Below are 14,779 nucleotides of genomic sequence, written 5' to 3'. Positions count from 1 at the left end.
TCTCACACAATTCAATAAAAATGGTGCGCAAACTCCTTAATTGTTTGGGGTTTGCGCACATCTTTTATAAGGCTTGTCGTATATGCTCTTTAACTAATTCAGTTAACTTTCTTTCTGCTTGATAAAAACCATATGACGATTCACCCTTTGTTATGTAGTGTTCCACTTTTTGAATAGATTTTTCTGCTTGCGCTTTATTTCCTTGGCACGCATATATAATTGCTTGCCCTCGATAAAACGACACAGGTTCTACTTTTGTCAAATTTTGCTGTAATTCGTTGATTTTTTGTGCATCCTTATTTTGACTAAAAAATTGGTCAAGTTGTTGAATATGTACCATCAGTGCTACTTGATATTTACTATCCTTCGTTACAGGAATCATTTTAAAATGTGCAATACTGTCAGATGCCGCCACATAGTCCTTTTGCATAAATGTTACGTAAAATACATAGCTAGCATAAATCATATTTTCTGTCGAAGCAGGCTGCGCTTTAGCTATTTGCAAATACGCTTGGTTCCATTCAAGCGGCGATTTTTTGCTTAGAAGTTCATTGCTAAATGTGATAGCTTGCAATAGTTTTTCTGCTTGTTGTCCACCTTGCAATAGTTGTAAAATAACACGACCATCTGTATCCATTCCAAGCTTTAATGGCATGGCTGTCACAAGAAAAATAATGACATTGCCTAGCGAAAAATAAAACCAAAGCTCACTCTCTGTAAAAAAACTCATGGAAAAAGCAAACAATGCCAGAACAAGTGATGTAATGGGACCACCTGCCGTAAATAGCATATGCTGTTTGCGTATTTGCTGCATATCTGCCATTTTAGGTATCATCGATATAACCCCACCAAATAATAACCAGTTATTATTTTCGCTTATGCTAATACCATGCTCCGTTTTTTCAATACTGAATGGCCCAATGATGAGAAAAATAAACTCATAGTCAGCCCACTTTCCAAATAATAGATGTCCACATTCGTGTAGCAAAATAATCGTAAACATAGCAACAAGGCTCATTTCAACCAATAAGAAACCCTTTAACGCTGGATGCAATAAACTTATCATCGTAAACACTCCAAAAGCAATTGTACTATTTTTAGGTGTTAACCATTTACTCATCATCGCTACGCTCCTTCACTTTACGCCACTGAATCGCACCCCATGTCATAATCGCTGGAATCGTTATGACAAGTAAGCATAAAAATACGATGCGAAAAATACCTGTTATATTTTGTGGACCAAATACCCATAATCCCCAACATACAGCGCTTAAAATGACTAAAAATAATACACTTTGGTTCACATACATCCCTTGACGTGAAAATTTATCTATTTTTGACGAATAATCACTATAAATTGGTACTGTATCTGGGCGAGCCTTGAATAAATGCATACCCGCTTCTGAGCATATATGTGTCCATCCTGAAAATGTAAACATATCAAAGTATTCATCCTCATCCTCTGGTGTTACTAAGCGATAATCTATGCTGTAAATCCAATCTTCTTGTTCCCCTTGTTCCAATCCATAACCCATAAATTTAAAATTCTTCACATGCCATCCTTGTTGTGATTTTTTGCGTAGCCTCTCCATATCCTTCTGCTCGCTAAAAGCTAAACCACCTGACATCATATATTTTGTTTTCATCATTCCTCACCTCTTAACCCTGCTTCTGCTAGTTGAATCATCACTTTTCTTCGTTCAATATCCTCTGTTAAAATCGCACGTCCTTTAGCTGTTAGTAAATAAATTTTACGCCTCGAATCGGAAGCATCGTCCAAAACAATTAGCTCTTGCTCTAATAGCTTTTTAATAATTGTATAAAGCGTAGCTGGGCCAATCATAAATGTACCTTTTGTTGTTTCTTCAATTAAACTCATCACTGCATAACCGTGTCGAGGCTGTGTAAAAGCGGCCATTATGTAAAATACGGAATCTGTTAATTGCTCCATTGATTTCATTTTATTACCTCCAATTATATCACTTTATGATATATCTAAAAACAATATATCATAAAGTGATATATTAGAACAATAAAAAAACGCATGAAACCAAATTTGATTTCATGCGTTTTTTCATTTTGATGTATGAATTGCTACAATATCCTTCACCGAAATAACTGTTTTTTGTTCAAACACCTTCATGACAACATCAGCTCCATTCAAATGCTCAATCGTGCCAACAAGACGCTCGCCGTTTTTCAGCACGACAAGGAGTACGCGATTTCTTATCACGGGACGTGCGAAATAGCGTAATTGATGTGCAATTAAAGAATTGGTCATTTGATTTGTTTGCGGCATCTCATAAATCGAAGTGCTTTCTTCTAGCTCCTGCTGTTCCGCTGCTGTTAATTCTACCGCATAAGACGGTGTTCTAATGAAAAGTAGTGGTTGATACTTCATTGACAATCGCCCACCTTTTTTTCATACCATATGCAAAATCGCTAAACTTTGTTACATAATTTGATTGATAAATGTGGTAGCTAAGCCTAAATAAATTAAAATACTTGTTACATCATTCAATGTTGTAATAAATGGACCAGATGCAACCGCTGGGTCAATACCTAGCTTATCCATTAATAATGGGATAAATGAGCCTGCAATTGTTGCCACTAAAATTGAACAGCAAATCGCTGCGCCTACTAATAAGCCAATCGTAATTTGATGCTTCCATAAGAAAATAATTGCAACAACCGTTACACCACAAGCAAGACCTGTGAACAACCCTGTTAAGCATTCCTTCATGAGCAGCTTCAGCTTGCTTTGTTCATTAACCTCACCTGTTGCAATACCGCGCACCGCAACGGCTAATGCTTGTGTTCCACTATTACCGGATGTACCTGAAATCAGTGGGATAAAAACAGCGAGTAATGCCACCTTTTCTAAGGTTGCCTCAAATTGGCCCATCAAATTGGCCGTAAACATCCCTAAAAATAGCAAAATAATTAACCATGGCAAACGAGTCATCGCCGCTTTAAACGGCCCTGCATCAAAATCATCTGCGTCTGAAATACCGGCAAGTTTAGAATAGTCATCCGATGCTTCTTCATCGATTACATCGATAATATCATCGACCGTAATAATCCCTTGCAATTCATTGTTATCATCAATAACAGGAATAGCTAAGAAATTATAATCTCGCATAATTTGCGCAACATCCTCTTGATCATCGCCAACCTTGACTGAAACGACACGTTCACTCATAATATCATGAATCAATATGTCTTCGTCCGCAATAATTAGATCACGTAGTGACATAACACCAACTAATTGTCGTTGGTCATTGACAACGAAAATATAGTAAATCGTCTCTGCATTCGGGGCTTCTTTCCGTAATACAGCCATCGCTGAACGAACTGTGGAGTTTTCTAAAATCGTTACATACTCGGTCGTCATAATCGCACCGGCAGTATACTGCGCATAGCCTAATAATTCATTGATTTCCTCAGCGGTTTCGCTATCCATCATTTCTAAAAAGCTTTCGCGCTGCTCATTATCCAGCTCATTTAAAACGTCAACTGCATCATCGGTATACATATGCGATAGCATTTCTGCACCGTATGCAGGGTCCATCTCACTTAAAAATTGCTCATACTCATCATCTTCTAAATCGATGACTTCGAAAATCAGTGCCATTTCTTCAGGAGACAAGTATAAGTAGATGGTTTGACGTATGTCTGGTCCCACCTTTTCATAAAATTTAGCCTGATCATACGGATGAAGTGCTAAAAAATGCTCTCGGAAAGCATCAATTTCTTGTTCCATTAAAAGCATTTGTAAAAATTCTTCATTGTAACGCACTTCATTATTTTCTCGTTTTTGTTCCACCATTCTTGTCCCCTCCTCTCAAAATTCATCATACAAGCAATGTAGTAAGTTCGTAAATCATTATTTCAAAAACACATGTAAAATTTACAATTGCCGCTACATAAAGTTAAAATAATAAAAATCCACTTCGATTTACGGTTAAACCGTTAGCGTCTACGTGGATTTTCAACAATCAATATTCCCTACTTTAACAAATTGCTCAATTCCTGTGGTAGTTCACTGCAAAAAGATAGCACTTCCTTTGTCAATGGGTGCTGGAATGTTAATGATACACAATGTAATGCTTGACGATTAATTACTTGTTGATCGCCACCGTACAGCCCATCTCCAACAAGTGGATGTCCCACATATGCCATATGTACTCGGATTTGATGTGTACGACCTGTGTGCAATGTTAGACGAACATGGGAAACGTTACAACCATTTAATCTACCGTATTTTATCACTTCAACGTCCGTATGTGCAAATTGTCCGTCCTGACGCACTTCTCGTTCAATAATGCTCGTCTCTTTACGCCCAATCGGCTCCACAATGGATTGACTTATTGCCTCCCCAGAAACAATCGCCTCATATTGTCGATGTACATTACCCTGCTGCTGTGCCACACTCATTAAATGATGAATATGTCGATTTTTAGCAATACAAAGCAAACCAGATGTATCTCGATCAAGCCGTGTCACAATATGTACAGTTGAAGCAAGCCCCTTTTGCTGAAAATAACCAAGCACAAAATTCGCTACACTACCATCCGGATGTTCACGGGAAGGAATTGTACTCATATAGGCCGGTTTATCAATAACCAAAAAAGCCTCGTCCTCATAAACAATCGTCAACTCCCCATACTGTGGAGTAAGCCCATCGCTCACATCTTCCAATGGGAAGACAATCGTAATAATATCGCTCGCTACAACTACATGACGTACATTGCGCTCTACGCCATTAACAAGAATTTCTCCACCATCAAACTTAATCGCTGTTAATGTGCGCTTGGAAATGCCCCATAATGCAATCGCCTCGCGTAAAAGCATTTCTTGCTGTACTTCAAACTGTAATGTAAAACGATTTTCCATATTATTCATTTGAAATGAACGAATCATGCACACGCTCCCAAAATGGGAATGGGCGGAATCTTGCAAAACGTACACGCTCTGTTGCGACATTGAACGCAATTGATTTAACATCGGCTTCTGTCAATTGAATATGGTCAACTGTAATCGTAAAGCGTTGGTCATTTACTGGCTTTAACACGCATGTATGATGCGCTGGAAATACGAGTGAAGAGCCTACCGTACGGAACACACGGTTATTAATCGATGCCATTTCTGTTAACTGGAATGCAGGTAATGTCGGGTGAATAATAGCTCCCCCCAATGCCTTATTATAAGCGGTACTACCAGAAGGTGTAGAAACACATAAGCCATCTCCACGGAAGCGCTCAAATTGCGTTCCATTTAACTCTACATCCATCACCAGCGTCACATCAGGTGATTTAATCGTCGCCTCATTCAAGGCTAAATAATGACTTGTTTCTGAATGATGACGATTGACATTTACTTGCAACAATGGATATTCGACAACATTAAAATCCTTTTTCGCTATCGATAATACAAGCTTCTCCAATTCAGATGGCTTCCAATCAGCATAAAAGCCTAAATGTCCTGTATGGATTCCGACAAATGCAACCTTATCTAAGCGGTGGATATAACGATGGAAAGCATGTAAAAGCGTTCCGTCTCCTCCGATAGAAAGTACAATATCGGGTTCTTCTTCATCATGTGTTAAACCGAATTCTTGTAAATATGCTGTTGCTAGCTCTGCTAATTCATTGGATTGTGCATCGCGACGTGATTGAATTGCAAATGATGTCATAAGCTTCCCCCCTTATCTTTTTCAGCGTGTAGCTTTACACTTGGCGCTTCTTTTACCTCGTTAAAGTAGACTTGTGCCTCTTGGATTTCATTGCGAATTTGTGACATTTCCTCATCTAAGCGAAATGCTGCTTCAGCGGCGCTTTGCAAGCGAGCTTGAATCTCTTCTGGAAAAGCTCCTTTATATTTATAGTTTAATGAATGCTCAATTGAAGCCCAAAAATTCATCGCTAATGTTCGGATTTGAATTTCCGCTAAAACCACTTGTTTGCCATGTATCGTTTCAACGGGATATTCGACAATCATATGATGTGATCGATAACCACTTGGTTTACTATGTGTAATATAGTCCTTTTCCTCTACAATTGTAAAATCTTCACGCTGTCGAATAAGCTCGGTCACTGTCGCAATATCATCGACAAATTGACACATAATGCGCAGTCCTGCAATATCTTGTAACTCTTTTGCCAATTGCTGAGAAGGCTCAAATACGATTCCTTTTTCTAATGATTTATCATAAATGCTCGCTAAAGGCTTTACGCGCCCTGTGACAAATTCAATTGGCGAATTCCCACCAACAATATTAAACTGCGAGCGCATACCTTTTAACTTTATTTTTAGCTCCTCTACTGCTTGCTTATAAGGGCTTAAAAAAACATCCCATTGGCCCATCACAACATCCTCCTCATATGAAATAGCATCCCTATTTCAGCAATACATTACGCCTTTTCATTTACTCCACAAATCGTAATATATGCAATCGAATTTATTGATTATGAGTAATTTTAATCATTATCTTTCCCCTCTAAAGCTCTACCTTTATTCAATGGGCGTTTCTCGCTTCTTCATTTAATCAAGATAAATAGCTGCAAATTCCTCACCTACAGCTTGAACAAATTCTTTACCGTAGTTTTCATTATCTTGAATATTCCACAATAGATACTCAAGTTCCTCTGCAAAATTAGGCAAGAGCAAATTAGGGGCTAAAAATGGGTCGCGCTTATTTTGCGCAATTTGTAATAATGCCGCCCATATCGTTTGCGGAAAACTTAAATAACTATATACACCATCCTCCTCCACGATATAAATAAACGCCATATTATCTGAATCGACAATAACTTGTCCTCTCGGTTGGATTTGAATCGCCTGCTCACTATCGTGTAAACTAAAATAAATATCGTTATGTATTTGTTCAAACTTTTGTATTGTATATACTTTACGCACTTGTTTGTACTTCCTTTCTAAATATCATTCTCTCCCTATTTTACCATACGATGAAAAGGGATGCAGTGTGCTTTTTATTCAGTTTCCCCAATGTTTTTGCATATATATGCTTCAGCAAAAGATATTAGCAACAACAGCATTGTTGTGCAGAAAGGTGAAATCGGCAGATAAGACAGGCAAAATATTTAAAATAGCAATGAATTATGAGGGCATTGCAAAATTAGTTGATGTCAAACTATGAAAATGAATAAACTCTAAATATGAAAAAAAGGATGAAATATGATGAATCATGAAATTGAAATCGAATTTAAAAATATGTTGTCGAAAACAAAATACGACGAATTACTGGCAGCATTCGACATTCGAGAGGAAGAAGCCGTTCGGCAGGAAAATCATTATTTCGACACGGCTGATTTTCAATTGAAGTCAATTGAAAGCGGATTGCGAATTCGCATATTACCGAATAAAATTGAATGTACATTAAAAGAAAAAACAAATGATTATACACATATCGAAACAACCGATATTCTAACAGAGGAAGAAGCAAAGCAAATTTTACAAGGTGGACAATTAACAGCACCGACTGTTATTGCAAGATTACAAGAGCGTAACATTGCAATAGAGCAACTTGCGCTGTTCGGCACACTTGCAACAGCGCGTGTAGAAATCCCATATGAAGGAGGTTTACTCGTACTAGATCACTCTTTTTATTTGCAGCGCGATGATTATGAGGTAGAATATGAAGCAACAGACGAAACCGTTGGACATACAGTTTTCCAACAATTTTTAGCAAATCACAATATTCCAATTGCACATGCAGACAAGAAAATTGCCCGTTTTGCAGCAGCGCTAAAGGAGAAGGAGCGTAACGATGGATATTAAAGCAATGAAAATATTAATGGAAATACAGGCAATGCAATCTGTTGGTAACACGACGTTTAATGATTCAAACAGTGCGTTATTCAATGAAATGCTCGGCGATATTTTACAATCACAACAATCTGGGTTGACTGAAAGCTTAAGCAATGAGCAGACATTCATGCAAACAGGTGGTGTAGGAACACAAACAAAATATTTAGATGCTTTTTTATATGGGAGTGCTGTAACGAGCTCACCGCTTGAGCAATACGTTACTGAATACACAGGACAAGGGGCATTTAATGATTCGTTAACAGGTGCAAATCGTTATAAAGATACAATTGCTAAAGCTGCAGCAACCTATAACTTACCTGAAAAATTAATTGCAGCCGTGATGAAACAGGAATCTAATTTTAATCCTGAAGTCATTAGCACAGCAGGCGCTGTCGGCTTAATGCAATTAATGCCAGGCACTTCAAAGTATTTAGGCATACAAAACCCTACTGATACGGAGCAAAACATTATGGGAGGCGCAAAATACTTACGTCAAATGCTAAACCAATTCGGTCAAAATCTCGAAACCGCGTTAGCAGCTTATAATGCCGGACCTGGCAATGTAAAAAAATATAACGGCATTCCACCATTCAAAGAAACACAAAGCTACGTACAAAAAGTTCTAAAATATTACAACGCTTAACACTTTCCTAAAATTGTTAAAGAGCGCTTTGTTTGAGAAAAAGGATAGACGTTGTTAGAATAAATATAATGTCATAGTAAAAACACATGCTTTCACATAGAAAATGTAATTGTAAGTACAAAGGAGTATCACTATGAATCGAAAATATACGATTCCTTACGAGGAACTTGGTGCTGAAAAGCTATCTGAGCTCATTCATGCTTTTTATGCTCGTGTAGCCAAACATCCGAAGCTTATCCCTATTTTCCCTGAGGATTTAACCGAAACAGCTCGCAAGCAGATCCAATTTCAAACACAGTACTTAGGTGGACCTAACTTATTTACCGAGGAACATGGTCATCCAATGATGCGTGCCAGACATGCGCCGTTCAAAATAACACCTGATCGAGCACAGGCTTGGCTTGAATGTATGGCAGAGGCAATGGATGAAGTAGGCTTAGACGGGAAATTCCGTGAAGTTTATTATCAGCGTCTTGTGCTAACTGCTCATCATATGGTCAATTCACCAAACGAAGAGGAGGAAACGGAGTGAATAATATTCAGATGATATCACAGCCTACTGCCTCTTTACCGATAAACAAACCAGTTGAGCTGTATATTTTCATCGACCCATTATGTCCAAACTCCTTTGCGATGCAGTCAGTGCTACGGAAGCTACAATTGGAGTACGAGCATTATTTTTCTTGGCGCTACGTATTAAGTACTGAATTAACATCATTAAACTGCTTAAGCAATCGTATTAAAGGTTGTTTATCTGGAGATGAACTAGATATTACGCACCCTGCATTGCCTTCAATAGCTATTAAAGCTGCAGAATTACAAGGCAAACGAGCTGGCTCTCGCTATTTATCAAAATTACAGGAGCATGCTACATTACAAACAAAAAATATACTTTCACATGTTGCACTGACCGAAATTGCATCTGAAGTACAATTAGATATGAATGAATTTACTGTTGATTTTGGCTCAAAGGAAGCAGCACATGCCTTTCAATGTGATTTATACATTACCCGTGAAATGGAAGTTAATGAAGTACCAAGTATCGTCTTTTTCAACGAAAATGTGGAAGATGAAGGCTTAAAAGTAGGTGGTTTATATGACTACGAAGTATATGAGCACATTTTACGAGAAATGATTCAAGATCAGCTTGTGCGCCAACCACTTCCTACACTAGATGAACTATTCATTCGTTTCCAAACACTCACAACAGCTGAAGTCGCATCAATTTATCAAATCGCTGAACAAGTAGCAGAACGCGAATTAAAGAAGCGTATGCTACAGCAAAAAGTTGAGCGTCTAGTGACAGACGACATCGCCTTATGGCGTCTAAAAGCAAATACAATCTAACCAATTCGCACTTTTATTTCATTTTATATACTCAAAAAGGGGCTGACAGAAAACATAGGTATTAACCTATTTTTCCATCAGCCTCTTTTAATTTTTCGTAAACTCTTCTTTTTCTGTACAACATATTTCCTGTTTCAGCAATGTCCTGTATCATCCCTTTGTTCGCATATGCACCAAACACAATCCCGACAACCGGTATCATTTGAAATAGCTTTTTCCAGCCAAATTGGTCTCGGTATGTGTTGAACACTTCCTGCCACCCTTGTAATTGAGCAATCATTGTATCGGATGTATGTTCAGCATTATGCATGGAGGAAATGTCCTTTAAAATCGCTTCCTTCCCAACGATATCAGCGCTGGCAAACTGCAAACATTTAATGATAAATACACGCTCCATTTTATCATTTGGATCGTACCCATGAATAATTGCAATTTCCTGTAATGTTTTTAATGCTACACCTAAAATAAATGGAATATCGATTGCTAATGTGAAAATACCACCAATCCCTGTGGAAGCTCCTTGCACAGTAGCTAATTTCACACGCTCCTGCTGTAACTGTTCACTTAACGCTACCATATGGTGGACTGGAATTTGCCCAATATCTTGCACATCTTTAATAGTCCAATTCGATGAATAATGTCTAATTTTTGCTATCATTGCTTGTTCATTAATCAAATATTTACCACCCGATTGAATATAGCTCCCTAACTCATCCATTAATAAAGCAATCTTCTTTTGTACAAAAGAGGGTGTTAGCTTATCAAGTAATACAAAAGGGATTCTCCCTAACTTCTCCCAAAACCAAAGCCCTTGTTGTTCCTTCTCCCATTTCTCAATTTCCTGCAAATATTGCTGTAATTGTGCTCGGCTTTCCATCTTTTTCACGTCCTTTATCTCGTATCAACAGGCTTGTAAAACACTCCCTTCAAAAAGAAGGAAGTTTAAACAGCCTGTAAAACCTCACGTTCAGTCAATTCATGGACTGAAAATTCACTTTATATTTAGACTACTATACGAAAAAAATTAAAGGAAAGTTTCATTTATGCCTGATAAAAAAACAAAAGAGACGCCCTACTCTCGACAATAGGGCGCCTCTTACACAAAAGGGGATGGGAGAAATGTTCACGTTCAAACAAAGGGGTGTATGTTTGTTATGTGATGTATTTCACATGTATTACTTTATCACGTAATATCAGCACTTGCAACGCTTTACAGCTTGTTTCACAAAATCGTCATATAGTAAGCGGTTCCAAAGGGGGGCTGTCAAAAAAGCGGTCTGACGTGCCGCTTTTTTGACAGTTTTATGTGCTACTATTTAAAATGTTTTACTTGTTAGAAAAGTGGGGCTGATTTTTGAAAATTTAAAAACACTTGTTTTAAAGCCTCTTTGTTTCATTTTAAAAAGAGGTAATTGAACTAGATTGTTCGTTGTTCAGAGTATATGTATAGCTCGGTCCTTTGCAACGAGGGTGACGTAGTCACTGCAGGTGCATATTACTTTAGTTAACCCTCTAATAAAAAGCGGTCTGATGTGCCGCTTTTTTGACAGTTTTATTTTGCTACTTTTAAAAATATTAACCTTTTAGGAAAGTGGGGCTGTTCTTTGAAAGGTTGAGATACTTTTTTATCAATAAGCTATTATTTCAACAAAACAGCAAAAAGTGCCCGAAGAATGGTACATTAGACCACTCCTCAGACACTTCCACAGCCCTTATTTAAACTAATTAGCTAAAAGCAATTTCTCTAGCTCGTTTAATTTTTCTTCGAACACTTTACATGCTTCTGCGATTGGTGCCGGTGATTCCATATCAACACCTGCCGCTTTTAATACTTCGATTGGGAAGTTTGAGCAACCCGCTTTTAAGAAGTTATTAATATAACGTTCCACTGCTGGTTGACCTTCCTCTAAAATTTGCTTGCTTAATGCTGTTGCCGCACTTTGACCTGTCGCATATTGATACACATAGTAATTGTAGTAGAAGTGTGGAATACGTGCCCACTCTAAGCCAATTTCCTCGTCTACTACCATTGCATCACCAAAGTATTGCTTGTTCAAGTTATAGTAAACTTCCGTTAATTTTTCTGCAGTTAATGCTTCACCGTTGCGATCCATTTCGTGAATAATATGTTCAAACTCAGCAAACATTGTTTGACGGAATACTGTACCTCGGAATCCATCTAACCAGTGATTTAATAAATAAATTTTTTGCTGTGGATCTTCTAGCGTGTTTAATAAGTAATCAAATAATAGTTCCTCATTACACGTTGACGCAACTTCCGCTACAAAAATCGAGTAGCTTGCATATGGATATGGTTGGTTCGCACGAGAATAATAGCTATGTAAGCTATGACCAAACTCATGTGCTAGCGTAAATAAGTTATCCATATTATTTTGCCAGTTCATTAAAACATATGGGTTTGTACCGAACGTACCTGATGAATATGCACCGCTACGCTTCCCTTTATTTTCAAGAACATCCACCCAACGGCTATCTAAACCTTGTTGTACGATGTTTTGGTATTCTTCTCCCAGTGGCGCAAAGCTTTTCACCATCAGGTCTTTCGCCTTATCGTATGGCATTTCCATTTTGACTTCCTTCACAAGCGGCGTGAATAAGTCGTACATATGCAGCTCTTCTAAGCCAAGCACCTTTTTACGTAATTCGATATAACGGTGTAGTACAGGTAAATGATCATGGATTGTTGAAATTAATTGATCATGCACTTTTTCTGGAATGAAGTTATTGCTCATCGCTGCATGGCGAGCTGATTCGTAATTGCGCACTTTCGCATTGGCATTTTGTGCCTTTACGTTACCAGCTAATGTCGATGCAAATGTATTGCGGAACTTGCCATAAGTGCTGTACATTGCTTTAAATGCACCTTCACGTACTTCACGGTTATCACTTTCTAAAAATGAAATATAAGAACCATGCGTTAATGGCACTTCTTCTCCATCATCATTTTTTACTTTAGGGAATTCAATATCCGCATTGTTTAATGCACCGAATGTTTCACCTGATGCGTTTGAAACTTCAGACAATTGTGCAAGTAGTTCTTCCTTTTCAGCAGATAAAATGTGAGGGCGACCTAAATTCAGTTCTTTTAAACTTTGTTCATATAATTTTAGTTCATCATACTCTGCAACATATGCAGCAATCGTTGCTTCATCTAACGCTAAAATTTCTGGTGTGATGAATGATAGTGCTGCACTAAGCTTTGCACCAAGTGATTTTACACGGCTATCCATCGCCTGATATGTGCCATTTGCTGTATCTTGGTCGTGTTTTAAGTGACTGTATACATATAGCTTGCTAAGACGTTGGCTAACTAAATCGCTATATTGTAATGTATCAAATAACCCTTGTGCTCCTGTCGCTACTTTCCCTTTATATTCTCTCGCTTGCTCTAATAAACTTTGAATTTCTGCAAATTCTTGCTCCCATGCTTCGTTTGTCGGGAAAATAGATGTTAAATCCCAAGTTAACTCTACAGGAACCTCTTCACGTGTTAACACTTGTTTTGCCATTATAAATGCCTCCAAAAATCATATTACGAAATACTTTTTCATTTTCTCAATTCTTTTCAGAAAATGCAATCAATTCGCTAGCTAAATGATGAAATAACGTCGTATCTTCAATTTTATTAATAATTGACTCAACACCTAGCATACATAAAAAATCAATATAACGCTCCACTGCTAAAAGTGCTTCTGTTGTTTGTGGCAATTTAGACCATCTTAAAAAGGCCCATATTTTCACTTCATCCAGCTGTGAAATCTTGAGATTAAAAATGCGTAAAAAATAAAATACATGGCTTTGCCACTCGGCGCTAAATAGAGGTATCGCCTCTCCCCTACAAATAGGTATACCAATATAATTCGGTAGTTGCTCATAAGTGAGACGCTGTTCATAAAGCCCTCGCAAAAATAAATCGTTTAAGCCTTTACGATTAAAAATGACTTTCGTTCGTAAAAAGTTAACTCGTTGCAGCTTGTATAAATCAAGCATTTCCTTCAAATATACTTCTGTTAATCGCTTTGGTACAAAAAAGGGAAAATGTTGCCTGTCTAGTGGCAGTGGCTGAATATTAGCAAGCCAAGTACGCCCTTGCACATATTGCAAATTACTAAAATAAATAAAGCGACTATGCACGGTGTCATATGTGATTAAGTAAAGCTCATTTTGATAGCGTTTGAAAAATTGTTGGTAAAATTGGCTTAATGATATCTTTCTTATGCCAAATGTGGGGATTTTATTCGGAGCTTTTGCAATCCATAACGGAATAATGCCATGTTTTTCATAGCCTGTCGTTCTTTCATTAAACTGTTCAAATGGAATGGTGCTACATTGAAATTCGATCGCATAATGCTGCTGACGATGTGTAATAAATAAATCGGGTCTTTGCTGCAATCGAGATAAGTAACCTTCAAGTACTACTTTTTCTACTCGTTTTTGAAAAAAGGAAAATAGCTGCTGTTTCCCTAATAGATGCATAGGGGATTCGCCCTCTGTAAAAGAAGCGTCACAATCATTTAGTTGTTTGTGTGCAAAATGTGGGATTTTAACTCGTCCAATTTTTAATTGCAGTGGTTGTTTGCATTGTGGACAATAAAATGTGGTTGTTTGACGCAATTGCTGTAAGTGATTTAAACATGTACCTAGCGTAATCGTAATTAGTTGTCCTTGTTCAGTATGAGCAACTAACAAAATGCAACCTCCTTTCCTCCTTCCATTATAAATCAATTATCAGATTTTTCAAAATAAAAAATTTAAGAAGCTGTCCCATACGTCAAAATTGTCGCAACAAAGCGAAAAATTTAAGTTTCTCTTATTCAATTTAATTTTAAAAGCAAAGTGTTCGTTCCAGTGTCTTCAACCCTTTACAAGAAAGATACTTTTTATATAATAAGTATCATTTCCACAAAACAGCAAAAAGCTGTCGGGAAAGTGACGCGT

General features: G+C 37.6%; 16 protein-coding genes. 4 read left to right on the top strand and 12 right to left on the bottom strand.

Annotated features, from left to right (window positions below):
* Window positions 1–64: 64 nt before the first annotated feature.
* From C9J34_RS05305 to C9J34_RS05265, 9 genes are all read right to left on the bottom strand, one after another.
* Entirely contained in the window at window positions 65–1,120 is a 1,056-nt protein-coding gene (locus C9J34_RS05305) for a M50 family metallopeptidase (RefSeq protein ID WP_193768895.1), read from the bottom strand.
* Entirely contained in the window at window positions 1,113–1,649 is a 537-nt protein-coding gene (locus tag C9J34_RS05300) for a DUF2812 domain-containing protein (RefSeq protein ID WP_107838823.1), read from the bottom strand. Before C9J34_RS05300 ends, C9J34_RS05305 begins: the two co-directional genes overlap by 8 nt.
* On the bottom strand, window positions 1,646–1,960 hold the full coding sequence (locus C9J34_RS05295; protein WP_107838822.1) for a PadR family transcriptional regulator: 315 nt from the start codon (window positions 1,958–1,960) through the stop codon (window positions 1,646–1,648). The genes C9J34_RS05300 and C9J34_RS05295 overlap by 4 nt, the downstream gene beginning before the upstream one ends.
* 114 nt (window positions 1,961–2,074) lie before the next feature.
* A complete protein-coding gene (locus C9J34_RS05290) occupies window positions 2,075–2,401 on the bottom strand; it encodes a 4-diphosphocytidyl-2C-methyl-D-erythritol kinase (RefSeq protein ID WP_107838821.1) in 327 nt (108 codons plus the stop codon).
* Window positions 2,402–2,452: 51 nt separating this feature from the next.
* Window positions 2,453–3,829, bottom strand: a complete 1,377-nt coding sequence (gene mgtE / locus C9J34_RS05285; protein WP_107838820.1) for a magnesium transporter — start codon at window positions 3,827–3,829, stop codon at window positions 2,453–2,455.
* Window positions 3,830–4,008: 179 nt separating this feature from the next.
* Complete coding sequence (locus C9J34_RS05280) at window positions 4,009–4,896, bottom strand: RluA family pseudouridine synthase (RefSeq protein ID WP_107838856.1); 888 nt, start codon at window positions 4,894–4,896, stop codon at window positions 4,009–4,011.
* A gap of 1 nt (window position 4,897) precedes the next feature.
* Complete coding sequence (locus tag C9J34_RS05275; RefSeq protein ID WP_107838819.1) at window positions 4,898–5,695, bottom strand: NAD kinase; 798 nt, start codon at window positions 5,693–5,695, stop codon at window positions 4,898–4,900.
* Window positions 5,692–6,366 carry a GTP diphosphokinase gene (gene yjbM / locus C9J34_RS05270; protein ID WP_107838818.1) on the bottom strand — a complete coding sequence of 225 codons (675 nt, stop codon included), beginning with the start codon at window positions 6,364–6,366 and terminating at the stop codon, window positions 5,692–5,694. Before yjbM ends, C9J34_RS05275 begins: the two co-directional genes overlap by 4 nt.
* Window positions 6,367–6,543: 177 nt before the next feature.
* Window positions 6,544–6,918, bottom strand: a complete 375-nt coding sequence (locus C9J34_RS05265) for a UPF0738 family protein (RefSeq protein ID WP_107838817.1) — start codon at window positions 6,916–6,918, stop codon at window positions 6,544–6,546.
* A gap of 282 nt (window positions 6,919–7,200) precedes the next feature.
* Between C9J34_RS05265 and C9J34_RS05260 the strand changes: the two genes are divergently transcribed.
* From C9J34_RS05260 to C9J34_RS05245, 4 genes are all read left to right on the top strand, one after another.
* Window positions 7,201–7,800 (top strand): CYTH domain-containing protein, encoded by a 600-nt coding sequence (locus tag C9J34_RS05260; RefSeq protein ID WP_107838816.1) that lies wholly within the window; start codon window positions 7,201–7,203, stop codon window positions 7,798–7,800.
* Entirely contained in the window at window positions 7,790–8,473 is a 684-nt protein-coding gene (locus C9J34_RS05255) for a lytic transglycosylase domain-containing protein (protein WP_107838815.1), read from the top strand. Before C9J34_RS05260 ends, C9J34_RS05255 begins: the two co-directional genes overlap by 11 nt.
* Before the next feature lie 133 nt (window positions 8,474–8,606).
* A complete protein-coding gene (locus tag C9J34_RS05250) occupies window positions 8,607–9,005 on the top strand; it encodes a globin domain-containing protein (protein WP_107838814.1) in 399 nt (132 codons plus the stop codon).
* Window positions 9,002–9,820 carry a DsbA family protein gene (locus tag C9J34_RS05245; RefSeq protein ID WP_107838813.1) on the top strand — a complete coding sequence of 273 codons (819 nt, stop codon included), beginning with the start codon at window positions 9,002–9,004 and terminating at the stop codon, window positions 9,818–9,820. The genes C9J34_RS05250 and C9J34_RS05245 overlap by 4 nt, the downstream gene beginning before the upstream one ends.
* 61 nt (window positions 9,821–9,881) lie before the next feature.
* Here the strand turns inward: C9J34_RS05245 and C9J34_RS05240 are convergent, their stop codons facing one another.
* From C9J34_RS05240 to C9J34_RS05230, 3 genes are all read right to left on the bottom strand, one after another.
* Window positions 9,882–10,697: an EcsC family protein gene (locus C9J34_RS05240; RefSeq protein WP_107838812.1), complete on the bottom strand. Its 816-nt coding sequence runs from the start codon at window positions 10,695–10,697 to the stop codon at window positions 9,882–9,884.
* A gap of 844 nt (window positions 10,698–11,541) precedes the next feature.
* Complete coding sequence (gene pepF, locus C9J34_RS05235; protein ID WP_107838811.1) at window positions 11,542–13,350, bottom strand: oligoendopeptidase F; 1,809 nt, start codon at window positions 13,348–13,350, stop codon at window positions 11,542–11,544.
* A gap of 46 nt (window positions 13,351–13,396) precedes the next feature.
* Window positions 13,397–14,530, bottom strand: coding sequence for a competence protein CoiA (locus C9J34_RS05230; RefSeq protein WP_193768894.1), 1,134 nt, complete (start codon window positions 14,528–14,530; stop codon window positions 13,397–13,399).
* Between the last annotated feature and the right edge of the window lie 249 nt (window positions 14,531–14,779).

It is taken from the genome of Metasolibacillus meyeri (assembly GCF_003049505.1).
Lineage (GTDB): Bacteria > Bacillota > Bacilli > Bacillales_A > Planococcaceae > Metasolibacillus > Metasolibacillus meyeri.
Note: the sequence above shows the minus strand (reverse complement) of the source record. Positions and strands in the feature narration are given on the sequence as shown.

Excerpts from the sequence above, each read along its gene's own strand:
- pepF (WP_107838811.1), bottom strand. The coding sequence starts at position 13,350 with ATGGCAAAACAAGTGTTAACACGTGAAGAGGTTCCTGTAGAGTTAACT.
- C9J34_RS05255 (WP_107838815.1), top strand. The coding sequence starts at position 7,790 with ATGGATATTAAAGCAATGAAAATATTAATGGAAATACAGGCAATGCAA.
- C9J34_RS05305 (WP_193768895.1), bottom strand. The coding sequence starts at position 1,120 with ATGAGTAAATGGTTAACACCTAAAAATAGTACAATTGCTTTTGGAGTG.
- C9J34_RS05260 (WP_107838816.1), top strand. The coding sequence starts at position 7,201 with ATGAATCATGAAATTGAAATCGAATTTAAAAATATGTTGTCGAAAACA.
- C9J34_RS05240 (WP_107838812.1), bottom strand. The coding sequence starts at position 10,697 with ATGGAAAGCCGAGCACAATTACAGCAATATTTGCAGGAAATTGAGAAA.
- C9J34_RS05295 (WP_107838822.1), bottom strand. The coding sequence starts at position 1,960 with ATGAAATCAATGGAGCAATTAACAGATTCCGTATTTTACATAATGGCC.
- C9J34_RS05250 (WP_107838814.1), top strand. The coding sequence starts at position 8,607 with ATGAATCGAAAATATACGATTCCTTACGAGGAACTTGGTGCTGAAAAG.
- C9J34_RS05275 (WP_107838819.1), bottom strand. The coding sequence starts at position 5,695 with ATGACATCATTTGCAATTCAATCACGTCGCGATGCACAATCCAATGAA.
- mgtE (WP_107838820.1), bottom strand. The coding sequence starts at position 3,829 with ATGGTGGAACAAAAACGAGAAAATAATGAAGTGCGTTACAATGAAGAA.
- C9J34_RS05300 (WP_107838823.1), bottom strand. The coding sequence starts at position 1,649 with ATGATGAAAACAAAATATATGATGTCAGGTGGTTTAGCTTTTAGCGAG.
- C9J34_RS05290 (WP_107838821.1), bottom strand. The coding sequence starts at position 2,401 with ATGAAGTATCAACCACTACTTTTCATTAGAACACCGTCTTATGCGGTA.
- C9J34_RS05280 (WP_107838856.1), bottom strand. The coding sequence starts at position 4,896 with ATGGAAAATCGTTTTACATTACAGTTTGAAGTACAGCAAGAAATGCTT.
- yjbM (WP_107838818.1), bottom strand. The coding sequence starts at position 6,366 with ATGGGCCAATGGGATGTTTTTTTAAGCCCTTATAAGCAAGCAGTAGAG.